The sequence below is a fragment of the Embleya sp. NPDC008237 genome (assembly GCF_042956465.1).
Classification (GTDB): domain Bacteria; phylum Actinomycetota; class Actinomycetes; order Streptomycetales; family Streptomycetaceae; genus Embleya.
The window spans coordinates 396,099-412,533 of sequence record NZ_JBIBGL010000005.1 but is presented as its reverse complement, the minus strand read 5'-3'; the positions used below and the strand labels follow the sequence as shown (position 1 = coordinate 412,533).

The 16,435-nt window shown below is 71.6% G+C and carries 12 protein-coding genes; 6 read left to right on the top strand and 6 right to left on the bottom strand.

The genetic code is table 11. The annotated features are described in order from the left end of the window. Positions 1-63: 63 nt before the first annotated feature. Positions 64-1,044 carry a LysR family transcriptional regulator gene (locus ACFZBU_RS15545; protein WP_391584076.1) on the bottom strand — a complete coding sequence of 327 codons (981 nt, stop codon included), beginning with the start codon at positions 1,042-1,044 and terminating at the stop codon, positions 64-66. A gap of 251 nt (positions 1,045-1,295) precedes the next feature. Here ACFZBU_RS15545 and ACFZBU_RS15540 point away from each other — a divergent pair, with 251 nt between their 5' ends. Then, a complete protein-coding gene (locus ACFZBU_RS15540) occupies positions 1,296-1,991 on the top strand; it encodes a type 1 glutamine amidotransferase domain-containing protein (protein WP_391584075.1) in 696 nt (231 codons plus the stop codon). 268 nt (positions 1,992-2,259) lie between these two features. Here the strand turns inward: ACFZBU_RS15540 and ACFZBU_RS15535 are convergent, their stop codons facing one another. Further along, entirely contained in the window at positions 2,260-3,666 is a 1,407-nt protein-coding gene (locus tag ACFZBU_RS15535; RefSeq protein WP_391584074.1) for an MFS transporter, read from the bottom strand. 59 nt (positions 3,667-3,725) lie between these two features. On the opposite strand from ACFZBU_RS15535, the gene ACFZBU_RS15530 reads away from it, so the two are divergent. After that, on the top strand, positions 3,726-4,910 hold the full coding sequence (locus tag ACFZBU_RS15530) for an ROK family protein (RefSeq protein ID WP_391584073.1): 1,185 nt from the start codon (positions 3,726-3,728) through the stop codon (positions 4,908-4,910). A gap of 51 nt (positions 4,911-4,961) precedes the next feature. Here ACFZBU_RS15530 and ACFZBU_RS15525 read toward each other — a convergent pair whose 3' ends face one another. Then, on the bottom strand, positions 4,962-5,807 hold the full coding sequence (locus tag ACFZBU_RS15525; protein WP_391584072.1) for a serine/threonine protein kinase: 846 nt from the start codon (positions 5,805-5,807) through the stop codon (positions 4,962-4,964). Positions 5,808-6,916: 1,109 nt separating this feature from the next. On the opposite strand from ACFZBU_RS15525, the gene trpS reads away from it, so the two are divergent. Together trpS and tsaA are read left to right on the top strand one after the other, a co-directional pair. Further along, positions 6,917-8,047, top strand: a complete 1,131-nt coding sequence (gene trpS, locus ACFZBU_RS15520; protein WP_391584351.1) for a tryptophan--tRNA ligase — start codon at positions 6,917-6,919, stop codon at positions 8,045-8,047. Positions 8,048-8,090: 43 nt separating this feature from the next. Then, positions 8,091-8,507, top strand: a complete 417-nt coding sequence (tsaA, locus tag ACFZBU_RS15515; protein ID WP_391584071.1) for a tRNA (N6-threonylcarbamoyladenosine(37)-N6)-methyltransferase TrmO — start codon at positions 8,091-8,093, stop codon at positions 8,505-8,507. Between the two features lie 91 nt (positions 8,508-8,598). Here tsaA and ACFZBU_RS15510 read toward each other — a convergent pair whose 3' ends face one another. Then, positions 8,599-10,224, bottom strand: a complete 1,626-nt coding sequence (locus tag ACFZBU_RS15510) for an MFS transporter (RefSeq protein WP_391584070.1) — start codon at positions 10,222-10,224, stop codon at positions 8,599-8,601. Positions 10,225-10,418: 194 nt separating this feature from the next. On the opposite strand from ACFZBU_RS15510, the gene ACFZBU_RS15505 reads away from it, so the two are divergent. Both ACFZBU_RS15505 and ACFZBU_RS15500 read left to right on the top strand, forming a co-directional pair. Then, entirely contained in the window at positions 10,419-11,159 is a 741-nt protein-coding gene (locus ACFZBU_RS15505; protein ID WP_391584069.1) for a TetR/AcrR family transcriptional regulator, read from the top strand. A 375-nt stretch (positions 11,160-11,534) separates the two neighbouring features. Then, complete coding sequence (locus tag ACFZBU_RS15500; protein WP_391584068.1) at positions 11,535-13,664, top strand: MMPL family transporter; 2,130 nt, start codon at positions 11,535-11,537, stop codon at positions 13,662-13,664. A gap of 95 nt (positions 13,665-13,759) precedes the next feature. Here the strand turns inward: ACFZBU_RS15500 and ACFZBU_RS15495 are convergent, their stop codons facing one another. Both ACFZBU_RS15495 and ACFZBU_RS15490 read right to left on the bottom strand, forming a co-directional pair. After that, on the bottom strand, positions 13,760-14,701 hold the full coding sequence (locus ACFZBU_RS15495) for a MerR family transcriptional regulator (RefSeq protein ID WP_391584067.1): 942 nt from the start codon (positions 14,699-14,701) through the stop codon (positions 13,760-13,762). A 90-nt stretch (positions 14,702-14,791) separates the two neighbouring features. After that, positions 14,792-16,345 carry an ABC transporter substrate-binding protein gene (locus ACFZBU_RS15490; RefSeq protein ID WP_391584066.1) on the bottom strand — a complete coding sequence of 518 codons (1,554 nt, stop codon included), beginning with the start codon at positions 16,343-16,345 and terminating at the stop codon, positions 14,792-14,794. Between the last annotated feature and the right edge of the window lie 90 nt (positions 16,346-16,435).

Sequence of the window (16,435 nt, the reverse complement as noted above, 5' to 3'; positions counted from 1 at the left end):
CCGGTGGACCCGGCCGCCCGGTGAACCCCACAGGCGCGGCGGCGGACGGCGGACCACCGCCGTTCACCAGGTGCGGGCCGCCCGGACCAGGTGGTCGTGGACCAGCGTCAGATGCGGGTGGTCCGCCGTACCCGCGCGGCGGACCAGGAAGCCGGTGTTGATCGGCGGGTCCTCGGGGGTGAGCAGCGGTACGAGTGCGCCGGAGGCGAGTTCGGCCGCGCACAGGTAGCGCGGCAGCACCGTCAGCCCCGCGCCGGCGACCACCGCGGTCAGCACCCCGCGCAGGTCCGGCACGGTGATGGCGGCCCGTTCGGTGAGCCGGGTGCCGAACACGTGACGCCAGTAGCGGCGGGCGATCGGCAGGTCCTCCGCGTAGCTGACCAGCGGTACGCCGCGCAGCGCCGCCGGGCCCTCGGCGGCGACCCGGTCCGGGCCGATCCGCTCGGCCCACCGCGGCGCGGCGACCAGCACGAATTCCTCGTCCATCAGCGGCACGGCGACCAGCGCGCGCCCGCGCGGTCGCCCGGTGGACAGGACCAGGTCGTAGCGGCCCGCGCGCAGGCCCGGGAGCAGGTCGTCGGTGAGCCCGGTGGTGATCCGCAGCAACACGCCGCGCTCGACCAGCGGAGCGAGCACCGGCAACACCCGCACGCACAGGACCTCGGCGGGACCGGCCAGGTGCACCGGCTCCGCCGGGGTGTCCGCGCCGAACCGGTCCCGCTCGGCCACCTCCGCCAGCGCGTCCAGCGGTTCCGCGACCCGGATCGCCAGGTCGTCGGCGATCGGTGTGGCCGCCACGCCTCGGGGCAATCGTTCGAAGAGCGCCCGGCCCAGCCGGTGCTCCAGCGCGCGGATCTGGGTGGTGACGGTGGGCTGGGACAGACCCAGCACGCGCGCGGCGCCGGTGAACGAACCGGCCCGGTGCACCGCCAGGAAAGTGCGCAGCAGGGTCAGATCCAACGGACCGCGGGCGACAGGCTCGGGTATGGACGCCGCCGCCGTCGCCGCCGTGTTCGGCGACCCATTGGAATCCTCATGGCTCATGATGGAAAGCCTATTTGGATGGTGATGGATGAGCATCTACGTTCGAGTCCGACGGCGCGACGATCGGTGGTGACGATCGGTGGTGCCGGCCGGTTTCGACAGCCGGCCGCGACGACCGATCGACCGCTCGACCGTCGGCCGTGCCGATGTGCCCGTGGGGATCCGACGATCCGACGTGGCGATCCGACGTAGTGATCCTGTGATGGCGTCCGAGCGCACTCCGCTCCGGCGCCGAAATGGAGAGATGACCCATGGCGAAGATTCTGTTCGTGCTCAGCGGATCCGACTACTGGACGCTGGCCGACGGCACCCGGCACCCGACCGGCTTCTGGGCCGAGGAGGCCGCCGCCCCGTTCGAGGCGTTCACCGTGGCAGGCCACGAGGTCGTGGTCGCCACACCCGGCGGCGTGACACCGACGGTCGACCAGGCGAGCCTGGCGCCCGAGGTGAACGGCGGCGCGGACGGGGTGGCCACGGTGGCCTCGGTACTGGAGCAGTTCACCGCGCTGCGTGCGCCGATCGACCTGGCCGATGTCGACCTCGCCGACTACGCCGCGGTCTTCTACCCCGGTGGTCACGCGCCGATGGAGGACCTCGCGGTGAACGCGACCTCCGGCGCGCTGCTCACCGCGGCGCTCGACTCGGGCAAGCCGCTGGGCGTGGTCTGCCACGGGCCGGCCGCGCTGCTCGCCGCCGAGCGTCCCGACGGCACCTCGCCGTTCGCGGGCTACCGGCTGACCGCGTTCACCAACACCGAGGAGACCCAGGCGGGACTGGCGGACAAGGCCACCTGGCTGCTCCAGGACCGCCTGGTCGGCCTCGGCGTCGACTTCCGGGAAGGTGCCCCGTGGGCGCCCCATGTGGTCGTCGACCGCAACCTCTACACCGGCCAGAACCCCGCCTCGGCCGCCCCGCTGGCGGCGGAACTGGTCAAGGCCCTGAGCTGACGGCAGGTCGGCGACCGGCGAGCGACTGCCGGCTGCCGACCGGTCGAATCGGCGGCCGTCGGTATCGGCGGTCGCCGGCCGGTCGCCGGTCACCGGTCGATCAGGCGACCGGCCGGCGGCCCCGTCGCCCGGGCGGGTCGGCGCCGGTGATCCCGGACCCGGCCTCGCCCGACCCGGGCTTTCGGCGTCCTCCGCGTCGCCTTCTCGGCGGTCCCGGCCACCCGCGTCGTACCCGGCATCGCCTTCGGTCGGATCCCGCGCCCGGGCGTCATCGGTCCTCCGCCGGCAGCGGCGACACCGAGGTCACCGCACCCGAAGGCGAGATGGCGGCCGGGGCGGTCCGCAGGTGCGTGTTGCCGCCGGGGTCGACCTCGGGGTCCGCGCCGCGCGGCTCGGCCGAGGGGTTGAGCAGTCGAGCCGTCGGGATCAGGATCGCGGCGAGCACGGCGACCACGGCGAACGAGACGCCCAGCGACGCGCGGTCGGCGATGCCGCCCACGATGGCGGGCGCGATCAGGCCGGACGTGTAGGTGACCGTGGCCACGCCGGCGATGGACTGGCTCGGGTCCTGGCCGGTACGCCCGGCCGCGGCGAAGGTGAGCGGCAGGACGGCGGACACGCCCACGCCGAGCAGCGCGAAGCCGAGCGCGGCGGGCAGCGGCGAATGCGCGGTGGCGACCAGGGTCGCGCCGATCGTGGCCAGGACCGCGCCCGCCTGAACCGTACGGGTCACCCCGAACCGGTCCACGACCCGGCCCGAGGCCAGTCGGGCGATGGTCATCGTGCAGGCGAAGCCGGTGAAGGCCAGCGCCGCCACGCCGGGGGAGGCGCCCGCGACCTCCTTGAGGTGTACCGCGCTCCAGTTCGCCCCGGCGCCCTCGGCGAACACCGCGCAGAAGCCGACCGCGCCGATCGCGAGCACCGCCCGGGACGGCAGCGCGAACCGCGGCGGGGCCTTGGCGCCGGCCGCGGGACGCGCGTCGAGCAGGTTGCGGCCGGCGACCCAGCCCACTGCGGCGAGCAGTACGGCCAGCCCGGCCAGGTGCACGCGGGCATCGAGCCCGGCGAACGCGGCGGCCGCGCCCAGACCCGCGCCGACCAGCGCGCCCGCGCTCCACATCCCGTGCAGCAGCGGCAACGTCGAGCGGCCGACCCGTTGTTCGACCACGAGCCCCTGGGTGTTCATCGCCACGTCGGACATGCCCGCGCCCACCCCGTACACCAGCAAGGCCGTGCACAACCACGGCAGCCCGGGGGAGGACAGCGGCAGCAGCGGCACCGCGCACCACAGCACGATCAGGCAGCGCAGCGCGGTCCGACCGCCGTGCCGGTGGACCAGCGACCCGGCGAGCGGCATCGCCAGCGAGGCACCGACGGCGGGGGCGGCCAGGGCGAAGCCCAGTCGGCCCGGGCTCAGGTCGAGGTGTTCCTGAAGCCACGGCAGCCGGGAGGCGAAGCCGCCTCCGACCGCACCGTGCACCGCGAAGATCAGGCTCGCGGCGATCCGGGCGCGGCCCGCCTCGGCGACCTCGGCCGCAGGTGGTGGTGGCGCCGTCGCGGCGGGCGGGGCGGCGGAGGACGGCGGGGGCGGGGCGTCCGCCGGGCGTGGCGCCGGGCGGACAGGCGGTGTGGTGGGCATGCCGATGGCGTCTCGGCAGCTGGAAGTCTGCGTCATGGTGCGATAAATTATCAGGAAGGGTTCCTGAAAGAAAGACTCTGCGAGGATCGCTACCCATGACAGCCGCCCGCACCGCGACACCGAGCACGTGCCGCACCATCAACGACCGCCTCGCCCTCGATCTGCTGATCGAGCACGGCCCGTTGACCGCGTCCCAGCTCAAGACCCTCACCGGACTGTCCCGGCCGACCGTCGCGGATCTGGTCGAACGCCTCGGCGGCGCGGGCCTGATCCACCTGGCCGGCGAGGCGGGCGAACGACAACGCGGCCCGAACGCGCGGCTGTACGGGATCGTGGCCGAACGCGCCTACATCGCCGGGCTGGACGTGCGGGCGGGAGGCGTCGAGGTGGCCGTCGCCGACCTGGCCGGCCGTACCGCCGCGACCGGCGCGCTGACCGTTGCCCCGGATCGCGACCCGGCCCTGGCCCTGGCCGACGTACTCGGCCTGCTGGACGACACCGCGGCCCGGGCGGGCGCCGACACACTGCACACCTTCGGCGTCGGTGCGCCCGGCCTGATCGATCCGGTCTCGGGCAACCTGCACGAGGCCGGTTTCCTGCCCGGCTGGCACACCCTCCTGGTCGCCGCGCTGCGCGAGCGCGGCCGGGTCGTCCTGGAGAACGAGTCCAACCTCGCCGCCATCGCGGAACACCGCCTCGGCGCGGCCCGGGGGCTGGACACGTTCGTCCTGGTCTGGCTCGGCCAGGGCGTCGGCGCGGGCGTGATGCTGGACGGTCGACTGCGGCGCGGCGCCTCGGGCGGCAGCGGCGAACTGGGCTTTCTCCCGGTCCCGGGTACCGCCCACCTGCCCTCGCACGTCGACTGCTCGGGCGGCTTCCACACGCTGGTCTCGGGGGCGGCGATCGAGGAACCGGCCGCCCGGCACGGCTTCACCGGGAGTGCCGAGGAATGTGTGCGGGCGGCGGCCGAGCAGGCCGACGCGGGGCGGGACGCGGGGCCCGCGGCGGCGCTGCTGGACGAAATCGCCGACCGGATCGTGCTGGGGGTCGCCGCGCTGGCGGTCATCCTCGACCCCGGCTGCGTGGTGCTCGGCGGCGAGACCGGACGGGCCGGCGGTGCGGCGCTGGCCGATCGGGTCGGGGCCCGACTCGCCGACGTGTCGCCGCTGAGCACGCGGGTGGTCGCGGGTGCGGTACCGGGCAACGCGATCCTGGAGGGCGCCGTGCTGACCGCCCTCGACGATGCCCGCGACGACCTGTTCGGCGGGGCGCGGCGTTGAGCACGGCCGAGCGGGATGCGCCGGGGGCGGGAGGCCGGGGTGCGCCGGGGGTCAGACCCGGTGGGTGCCGGAGAGCAGGCCCGCGGGCGCGACCGCGCTCCACGCGTCGAAGAGTTCGGTGACGTTCGAGTAGCGCTCGGCCGGGTCGCGCCGGGTCGCCCGCTCGACCACGGCGAGTTGGGCCAGCGTGCCGCGCCAGGCCCGCTCCTCGTCGCCCGCGTCCAGCAGCAGGCGCAGGGTTCGGCCGAGCAGGAACACGGTGCCCGCGCGGGTGACCAGCGCGCCGCGCCGGCTGTGCTCGGGCGGCATGTAGCGGGTGGACCCGGACAGCCGGGCGGTGTCCAGCACGAACGGTGCGCTGCGGTACTCGTCCAGGTCGATCAGGTGCACCCGGCGGGCGGCGAAGTCGTACAGCACGCAGCCGTCGTACCAGTCCACTCCGACGTAGCCGGCCGCGTCGATCAGGCGGTGCGCGTCCAGGATCGCGTCCAGCGCCGCGTGTACGTCGTCCAGCGGCAGGGCGCGGAAGCGGGCGAGCGGCGAGGCCGCGCCGGTGCGCAGTTGCTTGCCGGCGCGCTTGACCGTCGAGTGGTACAGCACCTCGCCCGCGCGCCACGGCCCCACCGTCACCGGGATGCCGTTGGCGGTGAACGAGTGCAGCACCGGCACGATCGCCGGGTGTCGGACGTGCGCGTGCAGGTCGATCGCGCGGCGCAGGCACAGCGCGGACGCGGCGTTGGGGCCGGTCTTGACGAACCAGTTCCCCTCGGCGTGCACACCGTAGGAGACCGCACCCGAATCCTGGTCGCCGAAGGTCGTGTGCACGGTTCCGATCGAGCGCAGGAAATCGGCGGGATCCTGCGCGGTGTCGATGGCGTCGAGCAGTGGGTGCGGCACGCGGTGGGCCTTTCCTGGCGGGTGTTCCGGACCCGCCGCCCGGGGGTCGGCAGCGTGGACGGATCGAGCCTGTGGGCATCGGGTCCTTACAGCGACGGTAGCGCCCTCGGGAAGGGCGTTGGGGCGTTTTCGGCGGAAGCCCCGCAGATGAGGGGCCTGGCGGGGGTGATCGGGAGCGGGAAGGGAACAGGATTTCGGGGGATCGTGTCGGGAAACGCGGCAATTGTGCGGAGCGCTCGGAGGCCGGTACGAGGGCGTCCCGCCGCCTTTTCGCGGCCTCGGCGTGCGGGCGGTTGCCCGGCCGGCTCTCGCCGCTCGGCGAAGGCCGGGCGCGTGGAGGCTCGACCGGAGCCGACCCGACCGGACCCGATCCGAATCGATCCGGCCCGACGAGGCGGAGCGCGGTGGGACCCGCCACGTCCGCCTCGCCCGCCGCGCCGCGGAGCGTACCTCCCCAAAGGCTCTCCGCAGGCTATTCATTTCGGTCCGGGTGGATGTGCGCGCGATCGCCGGCCCGGAGCCGGTGATCGGGCGCGGAAACAGGGGAGTTGCCTGATCGTCGGCGCCGTCCGGGCGAACCCGCATTCGGCCGGCGCGGTTCCCGGCGCGGGCATCGCGCGTACCCGGGCCTCGACCCGACGAGGCGGGCGCGAGCGGGCAGCCGCGACGTCGGCGGCCGGAACGCTGCCACCGTAGACCGACACGACCCTCGTGCGACAGGCGATTACCGGACAGATGCGCCGAGTTCGTCCCAGCGGCGCAGTGGAACAGGCTCCGGGACGGCCGAAACCGCCGCCGGCACATCGGCGAAGGAGCCGCCCGGCCCGCCCCCGACGACACCCCGACCCGCCGATGCGTCACCACTTGCCCACCCTTCGGCCACGAGCGGGCGGTGGGCGGTATGGTGGGGGTATGCAGTGTGCAGTGGGTATGAGTTGGTGGCGCTCCACTTAGGAGCGGCCACCATGCGTGCATGACCCGGGTCGTTCGGACGGACGGCCCCTTTTTTGTGCCCTGATCGAGGGGCGGTGCCGTCGGGACGGCGACCGACCCATCGACGGGGAGAAACCATGAACGGCACATCGAGCAGCACGGCCGACGCGGCCGCCATGACGACGACATCGGCCGCCTCGGCGGCTGCGACCGCCCCGAACGAGCCGATCGCTGCGACGGATGCGACGGATGCACTCGGAACGAGCGCCGCGCGGGCCCGGAGTGCGGTGCTCGAGGAGCGGATTCGCCGCGAACCCGGGCGATTTCGGGTACTCACGGGCGACCGTCCGACCGGGCGCCTGCATCTGGGCCACTACTTCGGCACCCTGCACAACCGGGTGCGTCTGCAGAACCTCGGCGTCGAGCAATACCTGATCATCGCCGACTACCAGGTGCTCACCGATCGCGATATCGCGGACCGCCTGGTCGAGTACGTCGAGGGCCTGCTGCTCGACTACCTGGCCGTCGGGATCGACCCGGACCGGACCACGATCTTCACGCACAGCGCGATCCCGGCGCTCAATCAGCTCCTGCTGCCCTTCCTCAGCCTGGTCTCGGTCGCCGAACTGGGCCGCAATCCGACGGTCAAGGACGAGATCGCGCACTCGCGACAGGCCGCCGTCAGCGGATTGATGTTCACCTATCCCGCGCACCAGGCGGCCGACATCCTGTTCTGCAAGGGCAATCTGGTCCCGGTCGGCCAGGACCAGTTGCCGCATCTGGAGCTCACCCGCACCATCGCCCGCCGATTCAACGACCGCTACCCGGCGGGAGGACACCCCGTCTTCCCCGAGCCGGACGCGCTGTTGTCGGCCGCGCCGCTGCTGCTGGGCACCGACGGCACCAAGATGAGCAAGAGCCGCGGCAACTCGATCGCGCTCGCGGCCACGGCGGACGAGACGGCCAAGCTGATCCGGGGCGCCAAGACCGATGCCGACCGGCACATCACCTACGACCCCCGGACCCGTCCGGAGGTCTCCGGGCTGGTCCTGCTGGCCGCGCTGTGCCAGGACCGGGACCCGCACCGGGTGGCGGAGGAGATCGGTACGGCGGGCGCCGCCGCGCTCAAGCGCACCGTCACCGAGGCGGTCAACGAGTTCCTCGCCCCGATCCGGGCGCGTCGAGCCGAGTACGCGCGCGACCTCGGCCAGGTCCGGCGCATCCTGCACGCGGGCAACGAGCGGGCGAACGCGGTGGCCGACGCGACATTGCGCGAGGTGCGGAGCGCGATGATGAGCCTCTACTGACACGACCGCCCCGCCGGCGGGGCGCGATGAGGAGGTGGTCCCGGTGACCCGGGACGTGTACTCGGTGCGACCCATCGGCAGGGTCGAATCCGGGCTGGTGGACCGGAGTTCGGCGCCCCGACAGGCCGACGAGGGGGCGCCCGACGCGTGGCTCGTGTTCGAGGAGGAGGTGCGCGCGGGGCTCGGCGATCTGCGCGCGGGCGACGAGGTCGTCCTGCTGACCTGGCTGGACCGGGCCGCCCGCGACGTGCTGAGCGTGCATCCGCGCGGCGACCGGGAGCGGCCGGCCACCGGCGTGTTCAGCACCCGCTCGCCGGACCGGCCCAACCCGATCGGACTGCACCGGGTCGTGATCACCACGGTGGACGGCCTCAGGCTGCACGTCCGCAACCTCGAAGCGATCGACGGCACACCGATCCTGGACGTCAAACCCGTCCTGGGCCCGGAGTCCGAACGCTAGTGCCGAAGCCGGGAACGGGCGCCCCGAGCAGGCCCGTTCCCGGCCAACCGGCCGATACCCCGACTCCGCCACCTCGCCCGCGCCCGCCCGCTCAGGCAGCGACCTTCGCCAACGCGCCCGCTTCGTCGCCCGCCGCCGCGGGCCGATCGCGCATCAGATACGCCACCAGCACCGCCGATCCGAGCAACATCGCCGAGCCGGTCCACAGCGCCAGATGCAGGCCGTCCATGAACGCCGTCGTCGCGGACTCGCGGACCACCGTCGGCGTGCCGCCCAGGTGCCCGATCCCGCCGCCACCGCCCGACGTACTGGCGTCGACGATCCGACGCGCGTCGTCCGCCGGGACCCGTGCGTCGGCCAGCAACTCGGTCAACCGGCTCGACAGGCGCCCGGTGAGCACCGCGCCCAGTGCGGCGATGCCGACCACGCCGCCCAGTTCGCGGGCGGTGTTGGTGACCGCCGAGGCCATGCCGGCCCGAGCCGGCTCGACCCGCGACATCACCGCGACCGAGATCGGCGTGAAGCACAACCCCATGCCCGCGCCGAGGAACGGCAACACCCAGAAGAACTCCGGGTAGGACGCGTCCTCGCCGTAGAAGGAGAGTCCGCCCAGCGCGACCCCGCACAGGGTCAGTCCGGTCACGAGCGGTACGCGCGGCCCGATCCGACCCGCGAAGTGCCCGGAGATCGGCGCCGCGATCATGATCGCCAGCGTCGACGGCAACGAAGCGAACCCCGCCCGGGTCGGCGAGTACCCGAGCACGTCCTGCATGTACAGGCCGAGGAAGAACAGTGCGCCGAACATGCCGAAGCTCACCGCGAAGCCGCCCCACACGGCGGCGCCGATCACCCGGTCGCGCAGGAAGCCGATGTCGAGCATCGGTTGGGCGACCCGGAGTTCGACACACACGAAGGCGATCAGCGCGACCGCGGCCAGTGCGCCGGCACCGAGCACGCGGGCCGAGGTCCAGCCCTGGGCCGGGCCCTCGATCAGCGCGAACACCAGCGCACCGATCGCCGGTACGCCCAGGAGCAGTCCCGGAACGTCGAAGCGGCCGCGGCGTTCCGCGAATTCGGGGAGCACCCAGGCGCCGATCAGGATCCCGCCGATGCCCACCGGCACGTTGATCCAGAACACGCTCGCCCATCCGAACGTGTCCACCAGCGGGCCGCCGATCGCCGGGCCGAGCGCGAGCCCGCCGCCGGAGACCCCGGACCAGATGCCGATGGCGCGGGCCCGCTCCCGGTCGTCGGTGAACACGTGTCGAATGATCGACATGCTGCCGGGCATCAACAGCGCACCGCCCACGCCCTGGACCGCGCGTCCGGCGATCAGCGCGGTGAGCGAGCCGGCCAGCGCGCAGGCGATGGACCCCGCCGTGAACACGCCGAGACCGATCAGGAACACGCGGCGCCGGCCGTACCGGTCGCCCAGGGTGCCGCCGGTCAGCAGCAGCGCGGCGAAGACCAGGCTGTAGCCCTCCATCACCCATTGCAGACCACTGACCCCCGCGTCGAGGTCGCGGTCGATGCTGGGCAGCGCGTTGGACACCACGACGTTGTCGAGCATGGCCACGAACAGCGCGACGCACAGCGTGGCCAGGATCAACCCCTTGCGCGGCGCGCCGGCCTGCCCGGATGCGGCCGGGCTCGGGCCGCCCGGCGGGATCGGTGGGCCCTCCGGTCCCGGTATCGGACCGGGGGAATCGTGCGCCATGATCACTCCCTAACAGTGTTAGTGACTGTCTAACGGTGTTAGATTGCACTTCGTCGGGCATCGGCGCAAGGGGATTGGTTCGGCTCCGCGGGCAGACGATGCGATTGCGGAAGAGGATTGGCCTGATTCCGAAGGACAATCGACCCGACGGGGTCGGCGGCAACGCCCGCCGGGGTCGACGACAAGGAGTGGGCATGACGGGCAAGGGCCGGGCACCGGCGGACGGTGTGCAACGGCGGCCGGCGGTGACCCTCGACGCGTTGGTCCGGGCGGGGTTGGTGGTGCTGGAGCGCGACGGCCTGGACGCGCTGTCGATGCGCTCGGTGGCGGCCGAACTCGGCGTACGGGCACCGTCGCTGTACTGGCACGTGCGGGACAAGGAGGAACTGCTCGACCTGCTCGCCGACGGACTGCTCGGCATCGGTGTGCCCGCATTGCCGCCGATCCGCGGCGACTGGCGGGTCGAACTGCGCGAACTGGCCTGGGCGTTCCGCGCGTTCCTGAACCGCAGGCGGGACTCGGTGCGGGTGCTGATGGGTCGCTTCCCGGCCGGCCCCGGGATGGCCGCGGTGATGGAGCATCAGCTCGCCATGCTGGACCGGGCCGGGTTCGGTCGGCAGGACGCCGCGTACATCACCTACGGCCTCAGCACGCTGGTCACCGGGTTCGTGTACGGCGAGCAGCGACCGATCTCGGCGGCGGTGGTCGCCGGGGTGCCCGTGCGCGAGGCGGTGACCGCGATCGGCGACACGATCGCGGCCTTCCCGGCGGACACCTATCCACACCTGGTGGCGACGGCGCGCGAACTCACCGGGCCGCACATCGACGATCGATTCGAGTTCGTGCTCGAACGCTTCCTGGACGGCCTGGCCGTGCTGCCCCGGAATCCGAAGCCCGACGGGGGAGGGACGACAACCGCGGCCGAGGAAGGTTGACCGACGGGTCGGTCGGCGGCGCAACGAGCCCGGAAGGCGGGTGCTCACCGTCGTTCGGCGGCCGATGCGCCCTCCCGATTCGGCGAGTTCACTATCTATTAACCCGCCCTGTGCCCAACTGGGCGTTATTCGGTGGACGGTTGGACCGTCCGTCCAGGACAATCCGCCGTCGGACTGTCGGCAAACGATGAGTTTCGGGGCGCCGCGCAGTCTGAACTCCTGTATGCAACACAGCAATTTTCGGCACCGACCGGTTGGCTCCGGGAGGGGTCGCGGACAGTCTCGATCGCCCGGTCACGGAGCCGGCGTAGAGCTGACTCCATGTTGTCGATCGACCGCTGTTTCCTTGGAATCAGCCCATCAGCTGGGGGATACATGAACCGGATCAAGGCGCTTGCGGCGTTGCCGTGCGGGCGTCGATCCAAGTGGGTCGTGCTTGCTTTGTGGTTGGTGCTGCTCGTTGCGGCAGCACCGCTCTCGGCCAAGTTGACCGACGCTCAGAACAACGAGGTCTCGTCGTGGCTGCCCGCCGAGGCCGAGTCCACGAAGGTGATCAACGAACAGAAGGACTTCCGTCCGGACACCACGGTGCCCGCCGTCGTGGTCTACGAGCGGACCACCGGCCTGACGCCGGACGACACGAAGGCGATAGCCGACGACCGGGCCGCCTTCGGTACCGCCAAGGGCGTCACGAACAAGGTCGAGGACGCGCGGCTCGATCCGCAGAACAAGGCCGCCCAGGTCCTGGTTCCGATCACCATCAAGGACGGTGGCTGGAACGACCTCGGCGACGCGGTCGACGAGATCAAGAAGAGCCTGAAGGACAACCCGGACGGGCTCAAGGCGTACGTCACCGGCCCGGCCGGACTCGGCGCGGACCAGGCGTCCGCGTTCGAGGGCATCGACGGGACGCTGCTGTACGCGACCCTCGGCGTGGTCGTGCTGATCCTGCTGTTCACCTACCGCAGTCCGGTGTTGTGGCTGCTCCCGGTGATCTCGGCGGTCGCGGCGCTGTTCACCGCGCAGGCCGTGGTGTACCTGTTCACCAAGGCCGGCCTGGTCGTCAACGGCCAGAGCGCGGCGATCCTGACCGTGTTGATCTTCGGTGCGGGTACCGACTACGCGTTGTTGCTGATCGCCCGTTACCGCGAGGAGCTGCACCGGTACGAGGACCGGCACGAGGCGATGGCGGCGGCGCTGCTCCGCGCCGGACCGGCGATCGTGGCCAGCGCCGCGACGGTCGGCATCGGCATGTTGTGCCTGATGGCCGCGGAGATGCAGTCGACCAAGGGCCTGGGCCCGGTCTGCGCGCTCGGTGTGGTGGTCGGCCTGATCGCGATGACCACCTTGCTCCCCGCGCTGCTCGTGATCGTCGGCCGCTGGGTGTTCTGGCCGGTCCGCCCGGCCTACGAGCCGGACGCGATCACGCACGACGAGAACGGCATCTGGGCCAAGGTCGGCCGGCAGATCGCCCGCGGCCCGCGCCTGGTGTGGATCGTGACCGCGGTCATCCTCGGTGTGATGACCATCGGCCTGACCAACCTCAACGGTGACGGCATCGCCAACAAGGACTCGTTCACCAACAAGCCGCAGTCGATCACCGGCCAGGAGATCTCCGAGCGCTACTTCCCGGCGGGCTCCGGAGACCCGATCGTGGTGATCGGTCGTGAGTCGGCCGCGGGCACGCTGATGCAGACGCTCCAGGCAACCCCCGGGATCGCTCCCGACGGGGTCCGGAACACCGGCACGGCCAACGGCCGGGTGCAGATCGAGGGCGTGATGAGCGCGTCGCCCGACTCGGCGGCGGCCAAGGACACCGTCAAGCGGGTGCGCACCGCGATGCACGCGGTTCCGGACGGCGCGGCCAAGGTCGGCGGCGGCACCGCGACACAGATGGACGTCGCCAAGGCGTCCGAGCACGACGACAAGGTGATCATCCCGCTCATCCTGCTCGTGGTGCTGATCGTGCTCGGCCTGCTGCTGCGGGCGGTGATCGCACCGCTGGTGCTGATCGCCACCGTGGTGTTGTCCTTCGCGGCGGCGCTGGGCATCAGCGTGTTCACCTTCGAGCACCTGCTCGGCTTCGAGGGCACCGACGTGGGCTTCCCGCTGTTCGTGTTCGTCTTCCTGGTGGCCCTGGGCATCGACTACAACGTGTTCCTGATGAGTCGGGTGCACGAGGAGTCGAAGAAGCACGGAACCAGGCGCGGTGTACTGATCGGTCTGTCCGCGACCGGCGGCGTGATCACCTCGGCCGGCCTGGTGCTGGCGGCCACGTTCGCGGTGCTCGGCACGCTGCCGATCGTCGCGTTCGCCGAGATGGGCTTCACCGTCGCGCTGGGCGTGCTGCTGGACACCTTCATCGTGCGCTCGGTCCTGGTCACCGCACTGGGCCTGGACATCGGCCGCAAGATCTGGTGGCCGAGCAAGCTCGCGCAGCACCCGGACGAGGAGGAGCCGAAGGCCGGCGGCGACGGCGACCGGGAGGGCGTCCTGGTCGGCTGAACCGGCACGGCGTCGATCCGTTGATCGGGGCCTGCTGATCGAGGGTGGTGGGCGGATGGCACGCGCCCACCACCCTCTTCGCGTCCGGCGGGCTGCTACCGATTTCGGGCCCGGGCCCGCAGTGCGGCCAGGAACCAGTCGAAGACCGGGGCCAGGCTCGGCCAGGACGGCCAACCGTTCATCACGCCGAGCAGTTGCCAGTACCGTTCGGCGCGCGGGTCGGTGCCCACCTCGAAGCGTTCGGACAGCCAGGCGACGAACGCGTCGTCGGGGGTTCGGCCGAAGGCGGCGGCGTATTCCGCGAGCAGGTCGGCGAGCACCGGTTCGGCCTCGGGCGAGGTCGGCTCGATGCCGGCCGTGCGGGCCGCCTCGACCCACTCCCGGGTGATCGTGGTCAGCCGCTCGTGGGTGCCCGGAGCGACGTCGTCGCCGCGGGTGCGCGCCTGGTACTCGGCCATCCGCCGAATCGACGCGCGGAAGTCCGGATCGGCGACCAGTTCGCCCAGTTCGACCCACGCCTCGACCTGCTCGGCGGTCGGGTCGTCCGGCAGAGCCGGCAATCCGCAGCGCATCTTGGCCAGGAAGTCCGGGTCCACGTCCAGGTCGGCGAAGGTCGCGTCGAGGAAGTCGGTGATCATCTTCCGGCGTTCCTCGTCGGACAGTTTCGCGAGCTTGTGCATCAGGTCCAACTCCTCGGGACTGGAAGCCCGCCGAGCCACCGCGCGCAGCACGGCCCGACGCAACCGCAACGTGCGGATCTGCGTGTCCACCGCGTTCGCGTGCGCCTCGGCGACCTCGGCGACGGTGACCTCGCGGGCCAACACCCGTCGGATGGTCACCAGATCGATGCCGAGGTCGCGCAGCGTGCGCACGAGTTCGAGGCGCACCAGCGCGTCGAGGTCGTACAGCCGGTAGCCGGCGGGACTTCGTCGAGTGGGCGGCACGACTCCCGCGTCCGCGTAGAACCGGATCGTCCGGACCGACAGGCCGGTCCGGCGCGCCAGGTCGCCGATCGAATACAGGGTTGCGCCGTCCATGTCCCCCACCGTGTCGCCTCCACCCGGTGGAGACTCAAGTCCCGTCCGTCCCGGGCCGCGAGCCCATGGGTCCGCGGCCCGGGCATCGGATCAGCCCTTGAGGCCGATCCGGTCCATCAGCACCATGCCGTCGTTGGTCAACACCATGCCCACCACCGCCGACCGGTGGAACCCGGTCACCACCGAGGACTGGTAGGTCCACAGCGGGGCGTCCTGCTTGAGTTGAGCGGCGACCGCGGTGTAGGCGGCCTTGCGCTGGGCCGGGTCGTTGGTGGTCCGGGCCTTGTCCAGGTTCTGGTCCACGGCCGGGTTGGCGTACAGCAGGTAGTTGTTCGGGCTCGTGCTGTAGAGGTTCACGTACAGCCCGGGCTCGGCGTCCGAGAGGTAGTAACTGAACATCGCGGCCTGGTAGTTCTTGTTGATCACGATGTCCGTCTGGTAGGCGGCGATCGGCATCGGGGCGAGCTTGACGGTGACGTTCTTCAGGCCCTGGAGCGAGGTCATGATGTATTCGGCGGTCCGCTGTGCGTTCGCGTTCTGCGGTATCGAGTAGGTGAAGTCCAGCGGCTTGCCCTCGGCCGCCAACTCGTTCAGCAGCCGCTGCGCCTCCGCACGGTCGGTGTGCTGAACGGTCTCGGTACCGGGCTCCACCAGCGGGCTGTCCGGCGGGAAGATGCTCTTGGTGGGCGTGCCGTTGCCGCTGAAGGAGATCTTGTTCACCTCGTTCGCGTCGAGCGCGAGCTGCACGGCGCGGCGGGCGCGCACGTCGTCGAACGGCGCGCGCTTGTTGTTGAAGAAGAGCGACTCGCCGCCGATGATCGTGACGATCTTGGTCTCCAGGCCCTTCTGCTTGGCCTTGACCGGGTCCTCCGCGTTGACCGAGACCTTCAGGTCGGCGCTGCCGGAGAAGACCGTCTCCAGGGCCTGGGTGCTGTCCTGGATGATCTTGAACACCACGGTGTCGGCGTAGGGCTTGCCCGCGCCCTGCCAGTAGCCGGGGTTCTTGACGAACGTCATGTGGTCGCCGTTGGTCCACTCCTTGAACGTGTACGGACCCGCGCCGACCGGGTTGCGGGCGAAGCCGGCCGGATCCTTCTTGTACGCGGTGGGCGAGACGATGAAGGACAGGTTGGATGCGACGATGTGGTCGAAGTTGGCGTTCGGCCCGCTCAGCGTGATCTTCAGGGTGGTGGGGTCGACCACCTCGGTCGTCTTGACCGCCGCGATCGTGCCCGCCTGGTACGACTTGCGCGCCGGCGCGGCGTGCTCGTCCCAGGTGAACTTCACCGCCGCCGCGTCGTAGGGGGTGCCGTCGGAGAACTTCACATTCGGCTTGAGCTTGAGCGTCCAGGACGCGTTGCCCGGGTCCGGGGTCAGGCTCTCGCCGATCTGCGGCATCACCTTGCCGGTTTTGGCCTCGTGCCAGAACAGCGAGTCGTAGACCGTGTTCAGTCGGGTGTTGTCGGTGTACGAGTTGCTCAGCGCGCCGAACGGGTCCATCGAGCGCATGTCGCTCGCCATCGCCACCGTCAGCGTGCCGCCGCTCTTGGGCGCGACGGTGGAGGTGTCCGGGGTCTCGGTCGCCTTGTCGTCGCCTCCGCCGCATGCGCCGAGCACCAGGCACGCGGCGACGGCAGGGACCACGGTACGAAGGGCGCGTGCGCCGGCCGGGCCTCGGGACGGTTCGTCGGGGAGCCGATTGCGGCGTGTCGTATCCATATGTATGCCTCGCTT

Excerpts from the sequence above, each read along its gene's own strand:
- ACFZBU_RS15535 (WP_391584074.1), bottom strand. The coding sequence starts at position 3,666 with ATGACGCAGACTTCCAGCTGCCGAGACGCCATCGGCATGCCCACCACA.
- trpS (WP_391584351.1), top strand. The coding sequence starts at position 6,917 with ATGACGACGACATCGGCCGCCTCGGCGGCTGCGACCGCCCCGAACGAG.
- ACFZBU_RS15530 (WP_391584073.1), top strand. The coding sequence starts at position 3,726 with ATGACAGCCGCCCGCACCGCGACACCGAGCACGTGCCGCACCATCAAC.
- ACFZBU_RS15505 (WP_391584069.1), top strand. The coding sequence starts at position 10,419 with ATGACGGGCAAGGGCCGGGCACCGGCGGACGGTGTGCAACGGCGGCCG.
- ACFZBU_RS15500 (WP_391584068.1), top strand. The coding sequence starts at position 11,535 with ATGAACCGGATCAAGGCGCTTGCGGCGTTGCCGTGCGGGCGTCGATCC.
- ACFZBU_RS15495 (WP_391584067.1), bottom strand. The coding sequence starts at position 14,701 with ATGGACGGCGCAACCCTGTATTCGATCGGCGACCTGGCGCGCCGGACC.
- ACFZBU_RS15545 (WP_391584076.1), bottom strand. The coding sequence starts at position 1,044 with ATGAGCCATGAGGATTCCAATGGGTCGCCGAACACGGCGGCGACGGCG.
- ACFZBU_RS15510 (WP_391584070.1), bottom strand. The coding sequence starts at position 10,224 with ATGGCGCACGATTCCCCCGGTCCGATACCGGGACCGGAGGGCCCACCG.
- ACFZBU_RS15540 (WP_391584075.1), top strand. The coding sequence starts at position 1,296 with ATGGCGAAGATTCTGTTCGTGCTCAGCGGATCCGACTACTGGACGCTG.